The sequence below is a fragment of the Bifidobacterium sp. UBA4282 genome, assembly GCF_002394995.1.
Classification (GTDB): Bacteria; Actinomycetota; Actinomycetes; order Actinomycetales; family Bifidobacteriaceae; genus Bifidobacterium; species Bifidobacterium pullorum_B.
In genome coordinates this window covers 47,407-66,951 of the sequence record NZ_DGVO01000049.1, presented here as the reverse complement: position 1 = coordinate 66,951, position 19,545 = coordinate 47,407, and the positions used below count along the sequence as shown (strand labels likewise).

General features: G+C 66.0%; 14 protein-coding genes and 1 tRNA gene. 6 read left to right on the top strand and 9 right to left on the bottom strand.

Going from position 1 to position 19,545, the window contains the following annotated elements; translation table 11 throughout:
* Positions 1-307: 307 nt before the first annotated feature.
* The 4 genes from B4C31_RS07920 to lysS all read right to left on the bottom strand — a co-directional run bounded on the left by B4C31_RS07920 (position 308) and on the right by lysS (position 5,369).
* A complete protein-coding gene (locus B4C31_RS07920; protein WP_033505175.1) occupies positions 308-1,048 on the bottom strand; it encodes a phosphoglyceromutase in 741 nt (246 codons plus the stop codon).
* A gap of 92 nt (positions 1,049-1,140) precedes the next feature.
* Positions 1,141-2,184: a hypothetical protein gene (locus B4C31_RS07915; RefSeq protein WP_291532025.1), complete on the bottom strand. Its 1,044-nt coding sequence runs from the start codon at positions 2,182-2,184 to the stop codon at positions 1,141-1,143.
* A gap of 68 nt (positions 2,185-2,252) precedes the next feature.
* Complete coding sequence (gene menA / locus B4C31_RS07910) at positions 2,253-3,431, bottom strand: 1,4-dihydroxy-2-naphthoate octaprenyltransferase (protein ID WP_414631861.1); 1,179 nt, start codon at positions 3,429-3,431, stop codon at positions 2,253-2,255.
* A 261-nt stretch (positions 3,432-3,692) separates the two neighbouring features.
* Positions 3,693-5,369 carry a lysine--tRNA ligase gene (gene lysS / locus B4C31_RS07905; protein ID WP_394295744.1) on the bottom strand — a complete coding sequence of 559 codons (1,677 nt, stop codon included), beginning with the start codon at positions 5,367-5,369 and terminating at the stop codon, positions 3,693-3,695.
* 104 nt (positions 5,370-5,473) lie between these two features.
* Between lysS and B4C31_RS07900 the strand changes: the two genes are divergently transcribed.
* The 4 genes from B4C31_RS07900 (at position 5,474) to B4C31_RS07885 (ending at position 9,899) form a co-directional block, all read left to right on the top strand.
* Positions 5,474-5,547 (top strand) — tRNA-Pro (locus tag B4C31_RS07900).
* Between the two features lie 71 nt (positions 5,548-5,618).
* The gene (locus tag B4C31_RS07895; RefSeq protein ID WP_291532023.1) at positions 5,619-6,794 is read left to right on the top strand and encodes an MFS transporter; all 1,176 of its coding nucleotides are present in this window, start codon (positions 5,619-5,621) and stop codon (positions 6,792-6,794) included.
* A 187-nt stretch (positions 6,795-6,981) separates the two neighbouring features.
* Positions 6,982-9,222, top strand: coding sequence for a DUF4037 domain-containing protein (locus B4C31_RS07890; protein ID WP_414631860.1), 2,241 nt, complete (start codon positions 6,982-6,984; stop codon positions 9,220-9,222).
* Positions 9,223-9,290: 68 nt separating this feature from the next.
* Entirely contained in the window at positions 9,291-9,899 is a 609-nt protein-coding gene (locus tag B4C31_RS07885) for a DUF4125 family protein (protein ID WP_291532022.1), read from the top strand.
* 3 nt (positions 9,900-9,902) lie between these two features.
* Here B4C31_RS07885 and B4C31_RS07880 read toward each other — a convergent pair whose 3' ends face one another.
* Both B4C31_RS07880 and B4C31_RS07875 read right to left on the bottom strand, forming a co-directional pair.
* Entirely contained in the window at positions 9,903-10,442 is a 540-nt protein-coding gene (locus B4C31_RS07880; protein ID WP_291532021.1) for a hypothetical protein, read from the bottom strand.
* Entirely contained in the window at positions 10,435-12,273 is a 1,839-nt protein-coding gene (locus B4C31_RS07875; protein WP_291532020.1) for a PspC domain-containing protein, read from the bottom strand. The genes B4C31_RS07880 and B4C31_RS07875 overlap by 8 nt, the downstream gene beginning before the upstream one ends.
* A gap of 113 nt (positions 12,274-12,386) precedes the next feature.
* On the opposite strand from B4C31_RS07875, the gene B4C31_RS07870 reads away from it, so the two are divergent.
* Both B4C31_RS07870 and B4C31_RS07865 read left to right on the top strand, forming a co-directional pair.
* Positions 12,387-13,772 carry an ATP-binding protein gene (locus B4C31_RS07870; RefSeq protein ID WP_291532019.1) on the top strand — a complete coding sequence of 462 codons (1,386 nt, stop codon included), beginning with the start codon at positions 12,387-12,389 and terminating at the stop codon, positions 13,770-13,772.
* Positions 13,765-14,469, top strand: coding sequence for a LuxR C-terminal-related transcriptional regulator (locus tag B4C31_RS07865; RefSeq protein ID WP_291532030.1), 705 nt, complete (start codon positions 13,765-13,767; stop codon positions 14,467-14,469). Before B4C31_RS07870 ends, B4C31_RS07865 begins: the two co-directional genes overlap by 8 nt.
* A 91-nt stretch (positions 14,470-14,560) precedes the next feature.
* Here the strand turns inward: B4C31_RS07865 and B4C31_RS07860 are convergent, their stop codons facing one another.
* The 3 genes from B4C31_RS07860 to gnpA form a co-directional block, all read right to left on the bottom strand.
* Entirely contained in the window at positions 14,561-16,057 is a 1,497-nt protein-coding gene (locus tag B4C31_RS07860; protein WP_291532018.1) for a galactose-1-phosphate uridylyltransferase, read from the bottom strand.
* Positions 16,054-17,136, bottom strand: coding sequence for a phosphotransferase enzyme family protein (locus B4C31_RS07855; protein WP_291532017.1), 1,083 nt, complete (start codon positions 17,134-17,136; stop codon positions 16,054-16,056). Before B4C31_RS07855 ends, B4C31_RS07860 begins: the two co-directional genes overlap by 4 nt.
* Positions 17,137-17,217: 81 nt before the next feature.
* A complete protein-coding gene (gene gnpA / locus B4C31_RS07850) occupies positions 17,218-19,467 on the bottom strand; it encodes a 1,3-beta-galactosyl-N-acetylhexosamine phosphorylase (RefSeq protein ID WP_291532016.1) in 2,250 nt (749 codons plus the stop codon).
* Positions 19,468-19,545: the final 78 nt, after the last annotated feature.

Here is a 19,545-nt window from a genome sequence, read left to right as displayed (position 1 = left end):
GTTATCCACCCGGCGGTTTTTCATACCCGACTACGTAGTCCACGCTGTGGTCCTGCAACACGCCCGGCCTCTGCGGACTCTGATACATCGTGACTCTGGCACATTCCACAAAACGTTGAAATATCAAGGTTTTGAACTTGCGTCACAGTCACAAAAGTGTCAGAGTCCGCACAGGCCGGGCGTGTTGTTGAGATCGGGGCCAAGGCTGCGGGGTGTAGGGAACAGGGAGGGGACAGTACGGAATACGACAAAGGGGTTGCACGAGATTTCGTGCAACCCCTATTGAACAGCAGCTAAGCTTAACGTGTCACTTCTGGCCCTGGGCGGCGACGGCGGCGGCACCGGCGGCGGCAGCCTCCGGATCCAGGTACTCGCCACGCGGCTTGATCGGCTTGAAGTTCTCATCCAGCTCGTACAGCAGCGGAATGGCGGTCGGGATGTTGACCTTGGCGATCTCCTCCTCCGACAGGCCGTCGAGCATCTTGACGATGGCACGCAGCGAGTTGCCGTGGGCGGCGATCAGGACGGTCTTGCCGGCCTTGAGCTCCGGGATGATCTCCGACTCCCAGTACGGGGTCACACGCTCGACCACGTTGGCCAGGGCCTCGGTCTCCGGGACCGGGTCGCCGGCGTAACGCGGATCGTTGTTCTGGGCGTACTGGTCGTTCGGATCGATCTCCGGCGGCGGGGTGGCATAGGAGCGGCGCCAGATCATGAACTTCTCGTCGCCGTACTCCTCGCGGATCTCGGTCTTGTTCTTGCCCTGCAGAGCGCCGTAGTGACGCTCGTTGAGACGCCAGTTGCGCTTGACGGGGATCCACAGACGATCGGCCTCGTCAAGGGCGATGTTGGCGGTGTTGATGGCACGACGCAGCAGCGAGGTGAAGACGATGTCCGGCAGGACGTTCTTCTCCTTGAGCAGCTGGCCGCCGCGCTTGGCTTCCTCGACACCCTGCTCGGTCAGCGGGACGTCGACCCAGCCGGTGAACTGATTGGTTTTGTTCCATGCGCTCTGTCCATGACGGAGCAGTACTAGTTTGTAAGACATGCACCCAGTTTACGCGACAAACCCGACGATACGGTGCATCTCGAACCGGATTATGGAACCGGTTCGGCGTTGCGCCGCAGCCGGACCGACAATCAAGCCACAACGGTGCCGATGACGAACGCCGAAGCCGCGCATAACCCCGCCACGGCGTACAGCCCCCGGGACACCGATCGCCTCCCGAAATGGCAGGCCATCGCCGCGCAGACGCTCACCAGCAACGTCGCAACCATCAATACCAGTCCCACCAATGACAGCAACGGTCTCAATCCCTCGGGCGAGCAGCTGCTGATACGCACGCCGGAGGCGGTCACCGAGAACTGGGGGCATAACCAGGTGGCCGTCGTCTGGTTCGAGGCGGATTCGCCGCGTGGCCAGACCGCGTTGTACACCATCACCCATTGAATGATGGATGCGATGACGCCCCGCGCCGTGGCGATGCGACGGTCCGCGGCAGCCGCCTCCCCCACGGCGTCACCGTCATAGGACACCGAGGCGATCGCCCACGAGCAGCAGGCGGACAGCGCCGCACCACGTATGCCGCCGATGAACGTCACGTGATAACAGACCAGCGCATGGGTGGTCAGTGCGACGCCGAACCCCCAGATTGCGGCCAACGTGTCGTTCGCCGTCCGCGTCGTCAACCGCAGCCCGATCCGATCGCAGACATGCCACCCCGCCTGCAGCCACACCACAAAGAACGCCACGAGCCATACCAGCGGCAGCCACGCCGCCCCGGCCAACACCCCCAGAGCGAGCCCCACTACCAGGAACGCCGGCAGCGTCCACAACATCGCGTTCCGCGCACGACGCGCCGAACGCATCATCACGCCGCCCGCATGCAGTCCACCGGCGACGTCCAAATGCGCCGCCATCTCGCAATACACGGCGAACACCACGGCCAGCAGCAGGCACAGCGCCGAGACGATGACGAACCATGCCAGAGGGGTGACGCACAGCCCCGCATCCACACGGGGATCATCGACATTATGACCGCCAATCATCGGGCACATGTAGTGGCGGGCATCCCCTCCCCAATTGTCCAGATACAACGGTGCGAACGACGTACCGGCACCGATCAGCACCGCGATGACGGCAGATGCGGACAGCCACGGCCACACCGTATACGAACGCCGCATGGAATCCCCCTTCCCTCGATACCACGGATTATAGGCTGGGGGATGACGCGGAATCGCGGGGCGGAGACTCAGATCGCCGCTAGGCCAACGTATCCCACGGCGCATACCAGTAGCGACAAACCGACCAACGGCAGCGCACGGGCATGGTCGCGCCGCAGCATCGCACGGATGGTCAGGGCCGCAATCGCCAGACAGACAACGCCGTACGCCGCCACCGCCCATGTCAAGGTGTCGGGCGGCGATGGCAACGCGCACGCCCATCCCCCGGACGACCCGGATTCCTGCTCACCTGATGCGTTGACGCCCACCCATGAACTCGTCCGCCACCAGCACGGCAATCCCACCAGACTCAACGCGGACAGCACGAGCGGCGACAACGCCAACACCGCCACGGGAACGAACGCGACGGTGTACGCCGCCACCGCCAGGATACGCGCGCGCCGCTCCCCCAGCCGCACCGCCAACGTACGTTTGCCATGCACGCGGTCCGAATCAATGTCGCGCAGATTATTGACCATCAGCAGCACGCAGGAGAGCAGGCCGGCCTGCACCGCGCCCAGCACCCCCGTCGCGGTGACGGTTCCGCGCAGCACGAACTGGGTCCCCAGCACCGCCACCAGGCCGAAGAACACGAAGACGAACACCTCACCCAGGCCGGCGTATCCGTACGGATGTCGACCGCCGGTGTAGCACCAGCCGGCCAGCAAGCAGCACACGCCGATGATCAGCAGCCACCAGTATCCGGTGATCGCGATAATCGCCAGACCGCACAGGCAGGCAAGTGCCGCCGCCACGCCGGCCGCCGCCAACACCCGTTTCGGCGGCACACCGGAGGCGACCAGACGCGCGGGGGCATGGATGGAGGTCGCCGCGTCGCCGTCGTGCATGCCCGAGGCGACGACCGCTACGGGCGGGGTGCCGGTCGGTACAGCCGACGAGGACGATGTCGGCGACGCGGGCGGCGCGGACGATGCCACCCCGCGTCCCGCGTCCGTGCCGCGGACGCCGTCTGAGTAGTCGTTGGCAAAGTTGACGGCGATCTGCAGGAACAGGGCGACCAGCACGCACAGGATCGCCAGCGGCCAGAACCGCGATTCCAGCGTGGTTTGCGCGGCACGATTGATTGCGCAGGATTCCGGCGCGGGGTAGGTCAGTACGCATACGCCGAACTGTCGGACGGAAGCCCATGCCGCGGTCGCGCCGATGACCACCGGCGCCACGCTGGCCGGCAGCGTCTGCGGCCGCATCCCCTTCAACCAGATCGCGATTCCCATACCGCCATGGTCTCGCAGAGGATGGATATCGCCGGCGTCGGGGCCCTGCGACCCGTGCCGACGGCCGGCACGTGACCGACGACTTGCGGCGCGAATGAGTCCATGACAGGGGACCTAATCAACAACAAGGCCTTCCCGTCCGCATGGGACGGGAAGGCCCGAATCAATGTCTATGGCGCAACCGCGGGGGTTGAGAGCACCATCACGGCGATGCGGCCGCGAAGTCCGCCGTTCCTACTGCAGGTTAAGCGGCTTGACCAGCGGGAAGGTGATGGTCTCGCGGATCGTGGCACCGGTCAGGGCGATGAGCAGACGGTCGATGCCCATGCCCATGCCACCGGCCGGGGGCATGCCCACGCCCAGGGCCTCAAGGAAGTCCTCGTCGATGTCCATCGCCTCGGCGTCGCCGGCGAGCGCATCCTTGGCCTGGGCCACGAAGCGTTCGCGCTGCACGACCGGATCGTTGAGTTCGGAGTAGCCGGTGGCCAGCTCGAAGCCGCGCACGTACAGATCCCACTTCTCCACCACGCCGGGCTTGGTGCGGTGCGACTTGACCAGCGGCGAGGTCTCGACCGGGAAGTCGCGTACGAACACCGGCTCGTAGAGCTTGTCCTCGTAGAAGTGCTCCCACAGGTGTTCGACGAGCTTGCCGTGGTTCTCCACGTCGTCGCGCTCCACGCCGAGCTTGTCGGCGATGGCGCCGAGGTGTTCCACGCTGGTGCCGGGGGCGTCCGGGCCGCCGTTCGGGATGATCTCCTCGCCGAGGGCTTCGGAGAGCGACTCGTACATGCTGATGGTCTTCCATTCGCCGCCGAAGTCGTATTCGGTGCCGTCCAGCAGCGTGACCTTCAGCGAGCCGAACACGTCCATGGCGGTCTGCTGCACGAGCTCCTTGGTCAGCTGACCGATGGTGTCGTAGTTGCCGTAGGCCTGGTAGGCCTCCACCATCGTGAACTCGGGGGCGTGCGTGGCGTCGACGCCCTCGTTGCGGAAGTCGCGGTTGATCTCGAAGACGCGGTCGATGCCGCCGACCAGGCAACGCTTGAGGAACAGCTCCGGGGCGATGCGCATGAACAGGTCGATGTCGAAGGCGTTCATATGCGTGGTGAACGGGCGGGCCGCGGCGCCGCCATGCACGGTCTGCAGCATCGGGGTTTCGACCTCGATGAAGTCATGGTTGTCGAAGGTGCGGCGTAGCGAGGCCACGGCCTTGGAACGGTTGCGCACCATGTTGCGGATGCGCTCGTCGGCGATCATGCCGAGGTACGGCTTGCGCGTACGCGTGTCGTCGTTGAGCTCCTTGTGCAGGGCGGGCAGCGGCTGCAGCGCCTTGGCGGCGATGGCCCACTCGGAAGCGAACACGGACAGCTCGCCGGTCTTGGAGGCGATGACGCGGCCCTTGATGAACAGATGGTCACCCAGATCCACCAGCTGCTTGAACTGCTTCAGCGAATCCGCGCCGATCTCCTTCTTGGAGATCATGCCCTGGATGGTGGTGCCGTCGCCGGCGGACAGCTGCACGAAGCACAGGCCGCCCGCATTGCGCAAGAACAGCACGCGGCCGGCGATGCCGACCACGTCCTCGGTCTCCTGGCCGGCCTCCAGCTTGCCGTCGTAGTCGGCGCGCACCTGTTCGATGGTGTGGGTCACGCCCACCTCGACCGGGTACGGGTTGATGCCGTCCTTGATCATCATCGCACGCTTGGCCACGCGCATCTGCACCTGCTCGGGGTGCGCCAGCGGACCGAACTCCTTGTTGCCCGGGTCCACGGCCTCGTCCAGCGTCGCGCCCTCATCCACGCGCGCGGCGATGGCGGCGTCCTGCGCCATCAGCATCTCGGCGCGTTCGATGGTGGTCATTGCGGGAGCAACGGCCTCTTCCTCGTTCTGATTCTCAACGTTTTCAGTCATGTCACACATAAGCGTCCAGTGTACCGAGACGCCGATACACGCCGTAAGACACGCCGGTTGCATTTGTCCCCGGTTTCGTTGTATTATCTTCTGCGTTGCCAAAACGGGCTGTAGCGCAGCTTGGTAGCGCGCTTCGTTCGGGACGAAGAGGCCGCGGGTTCAAATCCCGCCAGCCCGACAACTCAAAGGGAACCACTGGTTACGGTGGTTCCCTTTTTCCATGATTACGGCAATGTCAAGGAAACCACTATGAAAAGAAGCATCCTGGCCCTGGCCTCGGGCGCGTTCGTGCTCGGCGCCGCGGAATTCGTGATGATGGGCATCCTGCCCCAGGCCGCCGCGGCGATGGGCGTCGACATCCCGACCGCGGGCAACTACATCTCCTCCTATGCCATCGGCGTGTGCGTCGGCACGCTGATGCTGGTCTTCGGCCGCCGCGTGCCGCCGAAGAAGCTCATCCTGCTGTTCATGGCGATCACGCTGGTCGGCAACCTGCTGAGCGCCGTGGCGCTGAACTCGCCGATGCTCATCGTGGGACGCTTCATCTCCGGGCTGCCGCATGGCGCGTTCTTCGGCACCGCCACGCTGATCGCCAAGACCCTGGCCGACAAGGGCAAGGAGGCGCAGGCCGTCTCGATGATGGTGACCGGTCAGACCGTGGCGAATATGCTCGGTGTGCCGGCGGGCACGATGATGGCCGAATTCATGTCCTGGCGTCTGGCCTTCGGCATTCTGGCGGCATGGGCCGCCACGACGGTTGTGCTGGTGCTGGCGTGGGTGCCGCGCGTCGATCCGATCAAGGATGCGGGCCTGGCCGGCCAGTTCCGTTTCCTCAGAAAGCCCGGCCCGTGGATGGTGCTGATCGCCGTATTCACCGGCAATGCCGGCATTTTCTGCTGGTGGAGCTATGTATCGCCGTGGCTGACCGAAGTGGGCGGTTACGCGTCGGGCGTGGTGCCGCTGCTGATGATGCTCGCGGGCTTCGGCATGGTGGTCGGCGGCCTGGTCGGCGGCCGCATCTGCGACCGTTGGCGTCATGCGGGTACCGCCGCGCTCGGGCAGGCGATCTCCGGCATCGGTCTGCTGTTCGTGTTCCTTGTTCCGGGTTCCCCGGTGATCTGCGCCATCCTGACCTTCTGGATTGCGTTCGGGTTGTTCTTCGTTTCCTCGCCGCAGCAGTTGCTGATGGCGGAGGCCGGCAAGGGCGGCGGCGAGCTGCTCGGTGGTGCCACCGTGCAGGTGGCATTCAACTTCGGTAACGCGGTCGGCTCGATCATCGGCGGCGCCATGCTGACCGTCTCCGGCATGGACTACCACTATCCCGCACTCGGTGGTCTGCCGTTGGCGGTGATCGCCGTGGCGCTGCTGGCGCTGTTCTCGCGCCGGTATGAAGGCAACGCAGCCTCCACTGAACAATCACGATGATTCAGTGGGCGGGTTAGACCTTCAGTGGGCGGCCTGTGGCGGACCTCCGTCACAGGCCGCCTTGATATATCGCCGTTATCCGTCGGCATGCCCGGCAGGCACCCGCCCACTGAACGCGAAATCCGCCCGCTGAAGCCGCCGCCGACCGTACACTGGTGTCAGTACCCATATCGGGCAAGGAGCGATGATGGATAACGACACGTTGCAGGCGGCGTTGGCCGCGTGGGCCGCAGGCGAAGGTGAACATAACGACGCGGGTGTCTCCGCCACACCCAACTTGTCCGAATCGGGGGAATCGTCCGATTGCAACGATGCACAAGCCGCCGATTCACACGAATCGGCCGATTCGGACAATATGAATTCCAGCTCCGCTGCCGCCACGTTTGACGCCGAGGCCTTCCTCACAGGGCTGGACGCGATCTTCGAGGCGCATGAAGGCGCGACCAAGGCCGAACCGTATCTGCTGCAGGCCATGGATGATGCGGAGAACGCGGGGGATGACGCCGGGCTGCTCACCGTGCTCAATGAGACGATGGGGTTCTACCGCTCGCAGGGCCGGCATGAGGACAACCAGTGGATTGTGCAGCGGTCCATCGAACTGGCGTTGCGTATGCGGCTGGAAGGCACCGAAGCCTGGACCACCACGCTGATCAACGCGGCCACCAGCATGCGGGCCGCGGGCCGATACGACCAGGCCGAGGACCTGTACCGCCAGGCCATCGACTCGGCCAAGACCACGCTCTCCCCCACTGACCGGCGCACGGCGGCCCTGCACAACAACCTGTCCATGCTCTACAGCGAGACCGGCCGCCCCGAACAGGCCCTGCACGAACTGGAGGCGGCGCTGCGGGTGCTGGAAGCCGCCAGCGTGGACCCGTCGAACGACATCGACATCGCCGCCACGCATACGAACATCGCGCTAATCCTGCTCGAACTGCCCGCGGACGAACGGCACACGGGGTCCTCCGGCGAGACCGAGCATGCCGGGGCACCGTCCAATCGCATGACGCCGCCTGCCACGTCCCCGGACTCCCCAACCGACAACAGCACCCCCGCCGCCGCGCACCTTGACGAGGCGATGCGCCACGCCCGGCAATCCCTGAATATCTACCGCACCGCCGGCCAGGAGCATGCCGGCCATTATGCCTCGGCTCTGGCCGGTTACGCCCAGGTGTGCCTGGCCGCCGGACACGCCGATAAGGCCGTCCGGCGCTACCGTCAGGCCCTGTCGGTGATCGAGGAGAACTACGGCCGGGACAACGACTACTACCGCATCACCGCGGCCAATCTGGTCCAGGCGCAGGAGAAGGCCGCCGAAAGCGAACTCTCCGGCGTTATCGCCACGCCCGGCACCGCCACGCCCGATGCCGCCGCGTCATCAGGCACCGTGCAGTCAGACAACACGCCGGCGCACACCATCCCCGGACTCAAGCTGGCCCGCGCCTACTGGCAGGAGTTCGGCAAACCGCTGATCGCCGAACGCTATCCCGAGTATCAGGGCCGCATCGCCGCCGGCCTGGTGGGGCACGGTTCGGAATGCTACGGCTTCGACAACGAGCTCTCCCACGATCACGACTTCGGCCCCGGCTTCTGCCTGTGGCTGACCGACGAGGATTATGCGGCGATCGGCGAGCGGCTGCAGGCCGATTACGAGTCGCTGCCGGACACGTTCATGGGTTTCGGTCCGAAATCCCAGACCGCCCGCGCGCAGGGTGCCGGCCGCCGCGTCGGCGTGTTCCGCATCGGCGATTTCTTCGAGTCGATCACCGGCTACCGCCAGGCCCCGCCCGCTGATAGGCCACACGAGTGGCTGATGCTGGACGAGCCCACATTGGCCGCGGCCACGAACGGCGAGGTGTTCGCCGATCCGTTGGGCGCGTTCTCCAAAACGCGCCAGGGTTTCAAGCTCATGCCGGAGGATGTGCGCCTCTCGCTGATCTCCCGGCGCCTGGGGATGATCGCGCAGGCGGGCCAGTACAACCTGCCGCGGATGCTGCATCGGGGCGATGGCGCGGCCGCCTGGTGCGCGATCAACGAGTTCGCCGAGGCCGTGGCATCCCTGGTGTTCCTGATCAACACGCCGGTTTCCGCCGGGTACATGCCGTACTACAAGTGGCGGTTCGCCGCGCTGCGCCGCCTCTCGCGCCGCATGGCCGCCCGCCTGCCGGACGTGTGCGCGCAGTTGGAGGATGTCCTGCGACTGGCGTCGGCGGCGTGTTTCGGCGGCGTCGGGTTCGGCGAGGGCGGTAAGGGTGCCGCCCCGGCCGCGGAGCAGGTCGTCTCGGTTGTGGAATCGATCTGCGCCGAGATCGTGGCCGAGCTCAGGCGCGAGGGGCTGACCGACTCCGATGAGACGTTCCTGGAATGGCAGCGCCCCTATGTGGAGGAGCATATCGAGCACCGGGACGCCTGCCTGGTGAGCCTGTAGCAGGCTTGTGGCGGGCCGCCGCAGCCTGTGGCGCACCCACAATGGAATCCGTACGGAAAGGAGCAGTCATGGATCTTGTCGAAGAGGTCATCCGTCGCGAATGGGACCAGTTCCAACGCACCGAGAACGAGGGTGGCCGCGCCTCCTGCCAGGGCAATTGGCCGATGTTCCATCAGATGCGGGCCAGCCAGTTCATGACCTGGCCCGAGGATCTGCTGCGCAGCTATCTCGATGATCTGGATGAGGCGAACCGGGTCGGCCGCAATCTGGTGACCGAGAAATACGCCCGGATGATGGCCTCCACCGCGCCCGACGAGTACCGCGAGCGCATCGAGCCGTTCATCCCCCGCCTGTCCGACGAGCGCATTGCCCGGCAGGAGCGGGTGATCGACGTGCAGGTGGCGTGGGCGCGCGATTTCCGCGGGCGTTACCCGAAACTGGGCGCTGCGATGCGGGTGCTGACCACGGCCGAGGACACGCTGGAGGATACGTCATTCGAAACCTATCTGCGCGGCGAACTGGGCACGTACTCCGACCGCACGATGGCCCTGTACGAGGCGATGGTGGAGAACCTGCAGGCCGCCGGCCGCAACCTGACCGAGCAGACGGTGGCCAATACCGTGCGCCTGGGCGGGTTCGCCGATCTTACCGAGGCCGAAGCCGCCCAGGCCGCGTAGGGGTCATTCCCTCGGTTCGTCATCCTTGTGCCGCATCGAGCCGATGATCCGCGCCACCGCCCATATGATGGCGACGACGATCAGGACGCCCCCGACGATGCCGCAGACGATCGCCATGATGGCGCGCGGATCCGCGCCGAGACCGGGCAGCGCCGTCATCGGGAAGCCGATGCCGAACGCCAGGACCATCGCGCCGATCAGGACCAGCAGCACGCCGAGTACGATGGTGGCCGCGCTGGGACCGGTTTTGCGAATCACCGGACGCTCACGGTGGGCCTCCACCGGCACCTGCACGTAGGCGGGCGCGGTCGGGGCGCCGCCGGCGGCGGTCTGCGTTGGCGGCGCGGTGCTGTACAGCGGCACCTGCTGCGGCATTGTGGCAGGCTCCGGTTCCGGTGAGACGGAATCCACCGGAATCGCCTGCGTGGGGGCGGCAGTTTCCGGCAGTTCGCGGGTCTCCGCCATCGGCATGGCCTGGGTGACCGCGTCATCCGTCTGCGGGATGACCTGGGTTTCGGATTCGTTGCGGGTCTCGTCACTCATGGTCGTTCTCCGTGGTCTTGTCCGCCCACTCCTGATAGGTGGGCAGGCTGTTCTGGTAGTCGTACTGCACCACGACCTGTCCCATCACGGCCGCGTCGACGTCGATAAGCAGTTCCGGGGACGCCACAGCCTTGGGATTGCCCTGATCGAATGGCCAGTACAGGGGTTCGCCGTCATAGTCCGCGTCCAGCCAGGGCGCGCTTGTTGTGGCAGCACCCAGCCACTGCCCGTTCACGGTGCTCGGCAGGTATATCCCGACCATATTCCACGGCGATGTTGCGGCCGCCCACAGACTGCCGAAGGAATCATTGCCGTCATACCAGAACGAATCGCCGGTCAGCTGCCAGGAGCAGCCGTCCGGGATCGTGATCACCACGCTGGTGCGGTATGACATCACCCGGATGGTGCCCGCGGGGCAGCTTGAGGTGGCGGTGGTGCCGTCGTTGAGCGTGACCTCATGGCTGCCGTTGTCCTCGGCGTAGTCGCTCAGGTCGATGTGCAGGACGTCATTGATGTTGTCGCCTTCCATCCACAGGCCGTCCTCAAGGCGCTGCATGGTGGCCTTGTCGGAGCCGATGGCGTCAAAGCCGTGTACCTGAATGTCCGGATCCATCCCGGAACCGTCGGCGTAGGCGTATTCCGTGCGCGTCCGCATCATCCGCTGGAACATCACCGAATAGGCCAGTCCGCCGAACGCCAAAGTGACCGCCAGGAACGCCGCCAGCCAGACGAACGGATGCAGGCCGCCGGTCCGGCGTCCGATGCAGCCGAGGATCACGATGATCAGACCAATCGCCACGCAGACGCCGCCAATCCAGATCATGCCCCCGCCGAGCAGCGTCTCCAGATCCGCGCGCGTGTCGGCCCACGAGAACAACATGCAGGCGAACGACAGGAAGATCAGTCCGGTCACGATCAGCACCAGCAGCGGCCCCGCCGGCTTGCGACGGGCGACACGCGGCTTGGGGGCCGGCTGCGGGGCGCGATAGGGCGAGGTCATCATCGGCGGCACCGCCGCCGATGAGACCGGGGCAGCCCCGGTCGGCGCGCCTGCCGGAACGTCGGCCGAAGCGTCAGCCATGGGCATGCCGCCGGTCGACCCCGTACCAGCCGGCCCCGTACCGGTCGCCACGCCGCCCGCGGGCATACCATCGCCCGACCCCATAGTCGAAGGCGTGACGGAAGGCTCCACCCCGACCGACGCGGGCGACTCGGACTGTCCCGGATGATCCTGCCGCGCCGACGCCTGCGGCCATACGGTCGCCTCCGGCCGTGTGGAGGGCGCGGGCTGCGGCTGTACGAATGGCGCGGATTGCCGCGGGGCCGACGCGGGCTGCGGACGAGATGACGGGTTCGCCCATTGCGCCACGACGTATCTCAGGTTGCGCCGCCCGGCCTGTTCGATGACCAGCCACAGCGCGAACGCGCCCGCGGCGAGTCCGAACAGCCAGACCGGCGGCCAGAAGATCATGCAGACCAGTCCCAACAGCACCCCCAGGCAGGACCAATCCCAGTGTCCGTCCAAGAGCTCCTCGCACAGAATCCGACCGTCGCGTTCATCCGGCAGCAGGAACCACGCGAGCGCATAGAACACCACACCGATGCCGGCCACGAATGCGGCGCCGATCATCAGCGCCCGCACCAGCAGCGGGCTCCACCCCAGATACCGGCCCAGGCCGCCGCAGACGCCGCCGATCCATCGTTCCTCGGCGCTGCGGACCAATCCGCTTTCGCGCACCCACGGGAAGAAACGGCCCTGGCGCCGTTCGCGACCGGCACGCTCGGATGCCTCGTCCTGCCATGCCTGCCATGATTCATGATTATCGCTCATGGTTCCATTACAGCAAGCCGAACAGCCGAACCGTATCCGGGAACACCCTGAACCTTCCCTGAACATCGTCCGAATCCGCTCGGCGTCGGCACCGCCGCGGGCACAATGGAAGCATGACCGATTCCTCGATTCCCTATAATCCGCGGACACCCGCGGACCCGCGACCGTTGCGCCCCGCCGCGCTGCCGCTGATGCGCCCGAAGCGGGGGCGCTGGCTGTGCGGTGTATGCCGTGGCATCAGCCTGCATCTACAGGTCTCGGTGGCGCTGGTCCGGCTGCTGTTCACCGCTGCCGCGTTCGTGTTCGGGGCGGGGGTTGTGGTCTATGTGTTCCTATGGCTGACGATGCCGGTGGGCGATCCGGTCGCCGCCGCAACCGCCCGATTGCGTGCCGTGCGCGAGTCCCCCCTGTCCCGCGGCAACGCCGGGTATGGCATGGCATCAGCGGATGACGCCGACGTCGAAGCGGCCGGCGAGCGCGACAGTTCGTCGGAGAGCCTGGCCGCCGCCCTTGCCCGCGCGCCGAAGCCGGCGCTGGTGGCCATGGCAGGCTTGGTGCTGCTGACGGTCAGTGCGCTGATGGCGGCCACCGGCATCGATTCGCTGTATATCCTGCCGGTCATATTGGGCTTGGGCGGTCTGGCCGTCGCCTGGCTGTGGTTCAACCAGGAGGACGGCCAGTTCAAGGCCATGCTCGGCGGCATCGCGCTGATCGTGCTGGCGTATATGGTGTTCGTGGGCAATGCGGCCGGATACGACGGGGCGTCGCCGCGCGTGCTGATCGCAGGGGGGCTGGCCACCATGGTGGGCGTGATGCTGGCGATCGTGCCGTGGGTCAGCTCGCTGATCCGAGGGCTCGCCACCGAGCGCGCGTTGAAAGAGCGCGAGGAGGAGCGCGCCGATATGACCGCCCATCTGCATGACGGCGTGTTGCAGACGTTGGCGTTGATCCAGATGCACGCCGACGAGCCGCAGACCGTGTTCTCCCTGGCCCGGCAGCAGGAGCGTGAGCTGCGCGACTGGCTGTATCAGGATCGTACCCCCTCGGAGCGTTCGGTGAACGCCGGGTTGAAGCAGATCGCCGCCGAGGTGGAGGACGAGCATGGCAAGCCGATCGAGGTGGTGACGGTGGGCGACGCCCGGCCCAGCGCCCAGACCGACGCGCTGCTGGATGCCGCCCGGCAGGCGCTGGTCAACGCGGCCACGCACGGCGGCAAGCCGATCTCCGTGTATTGCGAGGCTTCAGGCGGTACCGTGGAGGTGTTCGTCCGCGACCACGGCAACGGATTCGATGTGCACGCCATCCCCGAGGATCGGCTGGGCATCCGCGAGTCGATCGTCGGCCGCATCAGACGCCGTGGCGGTACGGTGGAGATCGTGTCGCGGCCGCATTGGGGCACCGAGGTGCGGATGCATATGCCGGTGGCCGATATCGCGACGAACCGCAGCAACGACACCAACACAGCGAACAACGATGAAACGGATGGCAGCCATGAGTGATGCAGAAAGCCCGAACTACGAGGAGAGCACGTCGGCCGCCGACCGGTCGATCAAGGTGGCCGTGGTCGACGACCATGAGATGTTCCGCGCCGGCGTGATCGCCACGTTGCAGCCGTATTTCAGCATTGTCGGGCAGGCGCCGGATGTGGAGGGCTCGATCGCCATGATTGCCGACACTCAGCCGGATGTGGTGCTGCTCGACGTGCATGTGCCGGGCGGCGAGGGTGGCGGCGGCGCCGAGATCCTGACGAAGTCGCTGCCGACATCCCCGCGTTCGGCGTTTCTGGCGCTGTCGGTGTCCGATTCGCCGCAGGATGTAGGCGCGGTGATTCGCGCCGGGGCACGCGGCTACGTGACCAAAACGATCACCGCGGACGATCTGGTGTCCTCGATCCGCCAGGTGCATGAGGGGTATGCGGTCTTCTCCCCCAAACTGGCCGGATTCGTACTCTCGGCGTTCCAGGGCGCGCCGATGGGCGCCGCCCCCGTGCGCGATGACGAGCTGGACCGCCTGTCGGCGCGAGAGCAGGAGGTCATGCGGCTGATCGCCCGCGGCTACACCTACAGGGAGGTGGCCTCCGAACTGTTCATCTCCATCAAGACGGTGGAGACGCATATGAGTTCGGTACTGCGCAAGCTGCAGCTGTCCAACCGCACCGAGTTGACCCGCTGGGCGGCGGATCGGCGGATTGTCTGAGGATGGGCTTCGCACTACCTCGAGGTTACGAATCCAAAGGCAGGAATTCCGCCGAATCCGAAATCATACCCCGAGGTAGTGCGAACGCCCCTTACTGACCAAACCCCAAACCCCTCATAAACTCCAGGGTCCGTTCCTTGGTTTTGAACACGGCGGTGTTGCCGAGGATCCGCTCGCATACGCTTCCAAGCTCGTCACGGATGGCCGCGCGGATCGCCTCACGGCTGCGATCACCTTGCAACGCCGCGTTAAGCTCCTCCCATATCAGTGAGAACTCGCTCACAGATTCCGGCAGATCATGCCCGTCGGCCAGCGCATCCTCGATCGTCCGCAGCTGTTCGACCAGCCGGCCGGGCAGGATGAACAGCCCCTGCGCCTCGATCAGGCCAATGGGTTCCTGCTTGACCGGATAGTATTCCGGATGCGCGTGGAAGATGCCGTCGGGGTACGCCTCGCTGACCGCGTTGTTGCGGAAGATCAGGCTCATCTCATAGCCGCGGTCGGTGGCGATGGCACTCGGCGAGAGCGCCGATTGCCGGTTGCCGTCCGCGTCATGGCTGGCGATATCCGCCGCCGGGTCATCATAGGCGATCCAGGCCCGGCGGATCAGGTCGCTGATCTCGATAATCGCCGTGCGGGAGGCGGAGACGACGCGCACGGCCGTTCCTGGCCAGTCCAGGATCTCGACGAGCGCATCGGGGTATGCGGGCAGCCGCAACGTGGCCCACGCCGGGGCCTTGTGCATCGGCAGCAGTTCGCCGCCGCCTTGGAAATGGTCATGGGCGAGCACCGAGCCGCCGATGCGTGGGAGCGCGGCGTTGCATCCGAGGAAGTAGCCGGGGAACCGGTCGACGAAGTCGAGCAGCTGCACGAAGGTATCGCGATCCACATGCATCGGTGTGTGTTCGGTGTTCACGCAGATGCCGTGCTCGGTGAAGTACCCGTACGGGGAAAACTGCCAGAACCACGGTTCGCCGCCCAGCGTGACCGGCATGGTGCGCAGTGTGCGCTTGTTGCGGCCGGCGAAGCCCTCGTTGGCATGGCAGATCGTGCATTGCGGGTATCCTCCGGCCACGGCGTTGCCGGCCGCGGCCTTGGCCATGTTCTTGAACTCGGGTTTGGCCAGGTTGATCGTGATCACCAGCCCGTGCGCGTCGAACCGCGGGTTGGCGTCCAGCTGGGCGCGTTTGACGTACGTGTTGTCCACGCAATACCGGTAGAACCAGCGCATGGCGGCCATGCCGCCCCTCTCGCGTTCCACGGTCAGGAACCGGTCCTGCAGCACCGAGGGACGGGCCGACAGCACGCCCAAGACGGCGTCTGCCTCACTGCCCGCCTCCTCCGGCCCGAACAGGCCCGCCTCCACGCCGCATGAGAGCAGGTCGCCCACCAATTCGTCGACGCCCCTACCGCCGCAGACGACGCCGGTGGGACGGTAGGAGGCCAGCCCGTAGCGTTCCAGAATACCGTTGCGCGCCCAGTCCTCGTCACGCGGGTCCAGTCCCAGATGGTTCCGGGCGTGGTCGACCAGGGCGTCGAGCGCCGCATAGAACCGGTCGAGCGCCGGCTCTCCATTGGCTGCGGTCATCGCGCACCTCCGGACATCACGTCGTCCACGATGGCCCGGATCTCGCCGGCCTTCTCCTCCATCTCCCGCACCAGTTTGATCTGTGTGCGGGCGCGCACCAGGTTGTGTTCGGGGTACCGGATGGCGAAGTAGGTGTCGCCGATGAGGTAATCGGCCAGGAACCGCATGCCGCATTCCATGGTCATCATGTTGCCGGCGAACGCCAGCAGCTCGCCCTCGCGGTCGGTGATGCTCGGGCGCATCCAGCCCACGAATCCCTCGGCGTAGGCGCGGAACAGGTCGGTGCTGAAATGGACCTTGCGCAGGTCGCGTTCGTCCTCCAGCGCCGTGGAGGCGCCGAAACGGATGGAGTCGCCGAAGTCGTAGAGCATCGAGCCGGGCATGACCGTGTCCAGGTCGATGATCGCCCGGGCCTTGTGCGTGGTGGCGTCCATCAGGATGTTGTTGAGTTTGGTGTCGTTGTGGGTCACGCGCAGCGGGATGCGGCCCTGCTCCAGGTCGTCGACGATGAGCGGGTACTGGTCCGCGCGGTCCATGAAGAACGCGATCTCCTCCCGGCAGCGGTCCGCACGGCCCAGCGGGTCGGCGGCCACGGCCTCCTTGAAGTCCCCGAACCGGTGCGGGGTGTCGTGAAAGTGCGCGATGGTTTCGGTCAGCTGCGAGGCGTCGAAGTCGGCGAGCTGGTTCTGGAAGTCGCCGAATGCGGCGCCGGCCTCGCGGAACACCGCGGCGTCGGTCACCAGATTGTAGGAGATCGTGTCCTCGATGAACGCGTACATCCGGTACGCGCCGGACTCGGTGTCGGCGTAGGTCGCGCCGTCATGCGTGCGGATGATGGTGAGCGTCTCCTGCCCGCGTTGGGCGAGGAATTCGGTCACCAGTTCGATGTTGCGCATCAGGCCCGCCGTGTCCGGGAAGACGTCGGCGTTCATCCGCTGCAGGATGTACCGGTTGGTGTCGGTGGTGACCAGGTAGGTGGCGTTGATATGGCCGTCGCCATATCGTGTGATCGATTCCACGGTGCCGTCCGTGGTGAAGTTGGCCGCCGCCGCGGCCAGTCTGGCGTCATTGCCCGTCATGGTTGTCCCTTCCTGTATGTGGGGTGGTCCGCGGCCGCCCGCGGTTGGTTCGCGGGCGGCCGCAGGGATAATGCCTCCAGCTCAGACCTCGTGCCAAGCGATGCCGCTGCCGTCCAGGTTGTAGACCGTTTCGGTGCCGTCGGCGTGACGGACCGTGGTGGACTGGGGGCGGTCGGTGTTGTTGATCACGCAGTACTGATGCGAATCGGGGAAGTACGCGACCTCGCACTCGGGGTTGGTCGAGCTCCACGCATCGTACCGGTCCTCGTGATGGCTGGCGTAGAACAGGATGCGTTCCAGCAGACGTGCGTTCGCGGCCGAGTACGGCAGACCGGACACATACACGCCCCGACCCTTGCCGTAGTCGTTGACCGCGAGCTGCACCTGGCCGTCGTCGGCGCGAATCAGGGTCACGTCCTCGTTGACCGGGTACGTGTTCGCGATCGGCTCGCCGAAGTCGATGCCGCCGATCGTGGCACCGATGCCGCCGCCGCAACCGCTGATGTCACGGGTGCGGCCGGCCGCGCGCCAGGCGTCGAGCACGCCGTCGGCCAGATGCACGTCGGCGGTGATGAAGTGTTCCGGCGTGACCTCGGGGAAGTACTTGTCCACCGACAGGGTCTGGAACCGCTCCTCGTCCACGCCGAGCACGTCGGCCAGCTGGAAGAAGCGGCCGGCTTGGAAGCGCGGCACCGCGGTCGGCTCGCCGACGCCCACGAACGCGCCGCCGCCGCGCACCCAGGCGCGGATGGTCTCCAGCAGACGCGGGTCGCGCCAGGCGTCGCCGCCGGAGAACGCGGTGTCGACCGGGCCGCCGTTGATGATCACGTCGATATCCGGGTCCACGCCGTGGTCGAGCACGTCGTCGAAGCTGATGAACCGCACGTTGACGCGCATGCCGGAGAGCGCCTCCAGGATGCCGTAATACGAGTAGGTCTGCTTGTTCGGCAGGGCGTGCGCCACGGTGAACGCCATCCAGGAGCGCATCCGCCCCCAGCTGTTGAGGATCGCCACGTTCAGCTCGCCTTCGGCCGGCTTGCCGCCGGTACGCTCGTGGATGTCGCGGAACTCGTCGGCGATATGCGCCACCGTGTCCACGAATTTGGGGAATTTGGCGGCCAGCGAGAGGTACCCGCCGTAGCCCATGCGGGAGATCGGCGAGCGCAGGATCGCGCGGCGGGCCTTGCGCCAGTTGTCCAGGCCTTCGATGCTCGGGTCGTTGCCCTCGTAGAAGGTGTCGGGGAAGAAGTAGGGCAGGAACCGGCCCTCGGTGTACTTGACGCCGGGGATGTCGGCGATCATGCGGGTGGTGGTGCCGTCGCCGATCGAGCCGACCACGGCGTCCAGACCCAGGTCGCCGAAGCCGTCCTTGTAGGGCTCGGTACCGATCCACTGGTCGCCGAGGAACATCATGGCTTCCTTGCCGGCGGCGTGGGTCTGGTCGACCAGCCGTTTGACGTTCGCGCGCACGAAGTCGGAGAGAAAGTCGATCCAGTCGCGCTGCGCCTTGCGCGGCACGCGCCAGGCGGAGTTGTAGCAGCCCGCGTCCACGAAGTCCTCGGGGCGCAGCCGGTAGCCGTACCGGGCCTCGAAGTCGTCGAGCGCCTTCGGGGAGACGGTGCAGGCGCAGCCGAACCAGTCGACCACCTTCTCGCGGTGCTTGGCGTCGAACAGGAGGGTGAACTGGTAGAAGAACGTGGTGAAGCGCACCACGTCGGTCTGGGGGCTATCCTTGAGCCACCGGGAGAACGTGTCGAACACGAAGTCCCGGGTCTGCTCGTGGTAGATGTCGAACGGGATCTCGTGTTCCTTGTCTCCCCAGTCGTTGGTCAGGTGGTTGTACATCTCCACCGGATCCCAGATGATGTAGGCCAGGAACGAGGCCGTGTATTCGTGCATCGGGGTTGCACCGGAGACGGTGACCGTGTCGGCGGCCGGATCGTAGGTCCAGTCGGCGGTGTCGACGACTTCGCCGGTTGTGCGGTCAACGACCTCCCAATACCGGTGGGGGTCGGCGTCGCGGTTGGGCTGCAGCTGCTCCTCGTAGAAGCCGTCCATCAGCGGGATCGTGACGGTGCTGGTTTCGGCCAGGATCCGGTCGGTGAGCAGGTAGACCTGCGGGGTCTCGTCCATGTGCAGGGTGATCCACTCGTTGTGGGCGCGGGTCGGGAAGTAGGCGCTGTACACCTTCTTGCCCAGCGCCAGCACCGATTCGTCCAGATGGGTGCCGTCGGAGTTGCGGATGGCGTCGGCGCCCCACAGATCGGCCAGCTCCTTGGTTTTCTCGGCGAAGTTCTCTTCGCTGGGAATGGTGAAACGTCCGGTGGTCATAAGACTGTACTCCTTTTGGGAATTCTTGGGGTTAGGCCCTCCCTCAAGGAAGGGCGCACTGAACGGGAGGGACGGCGG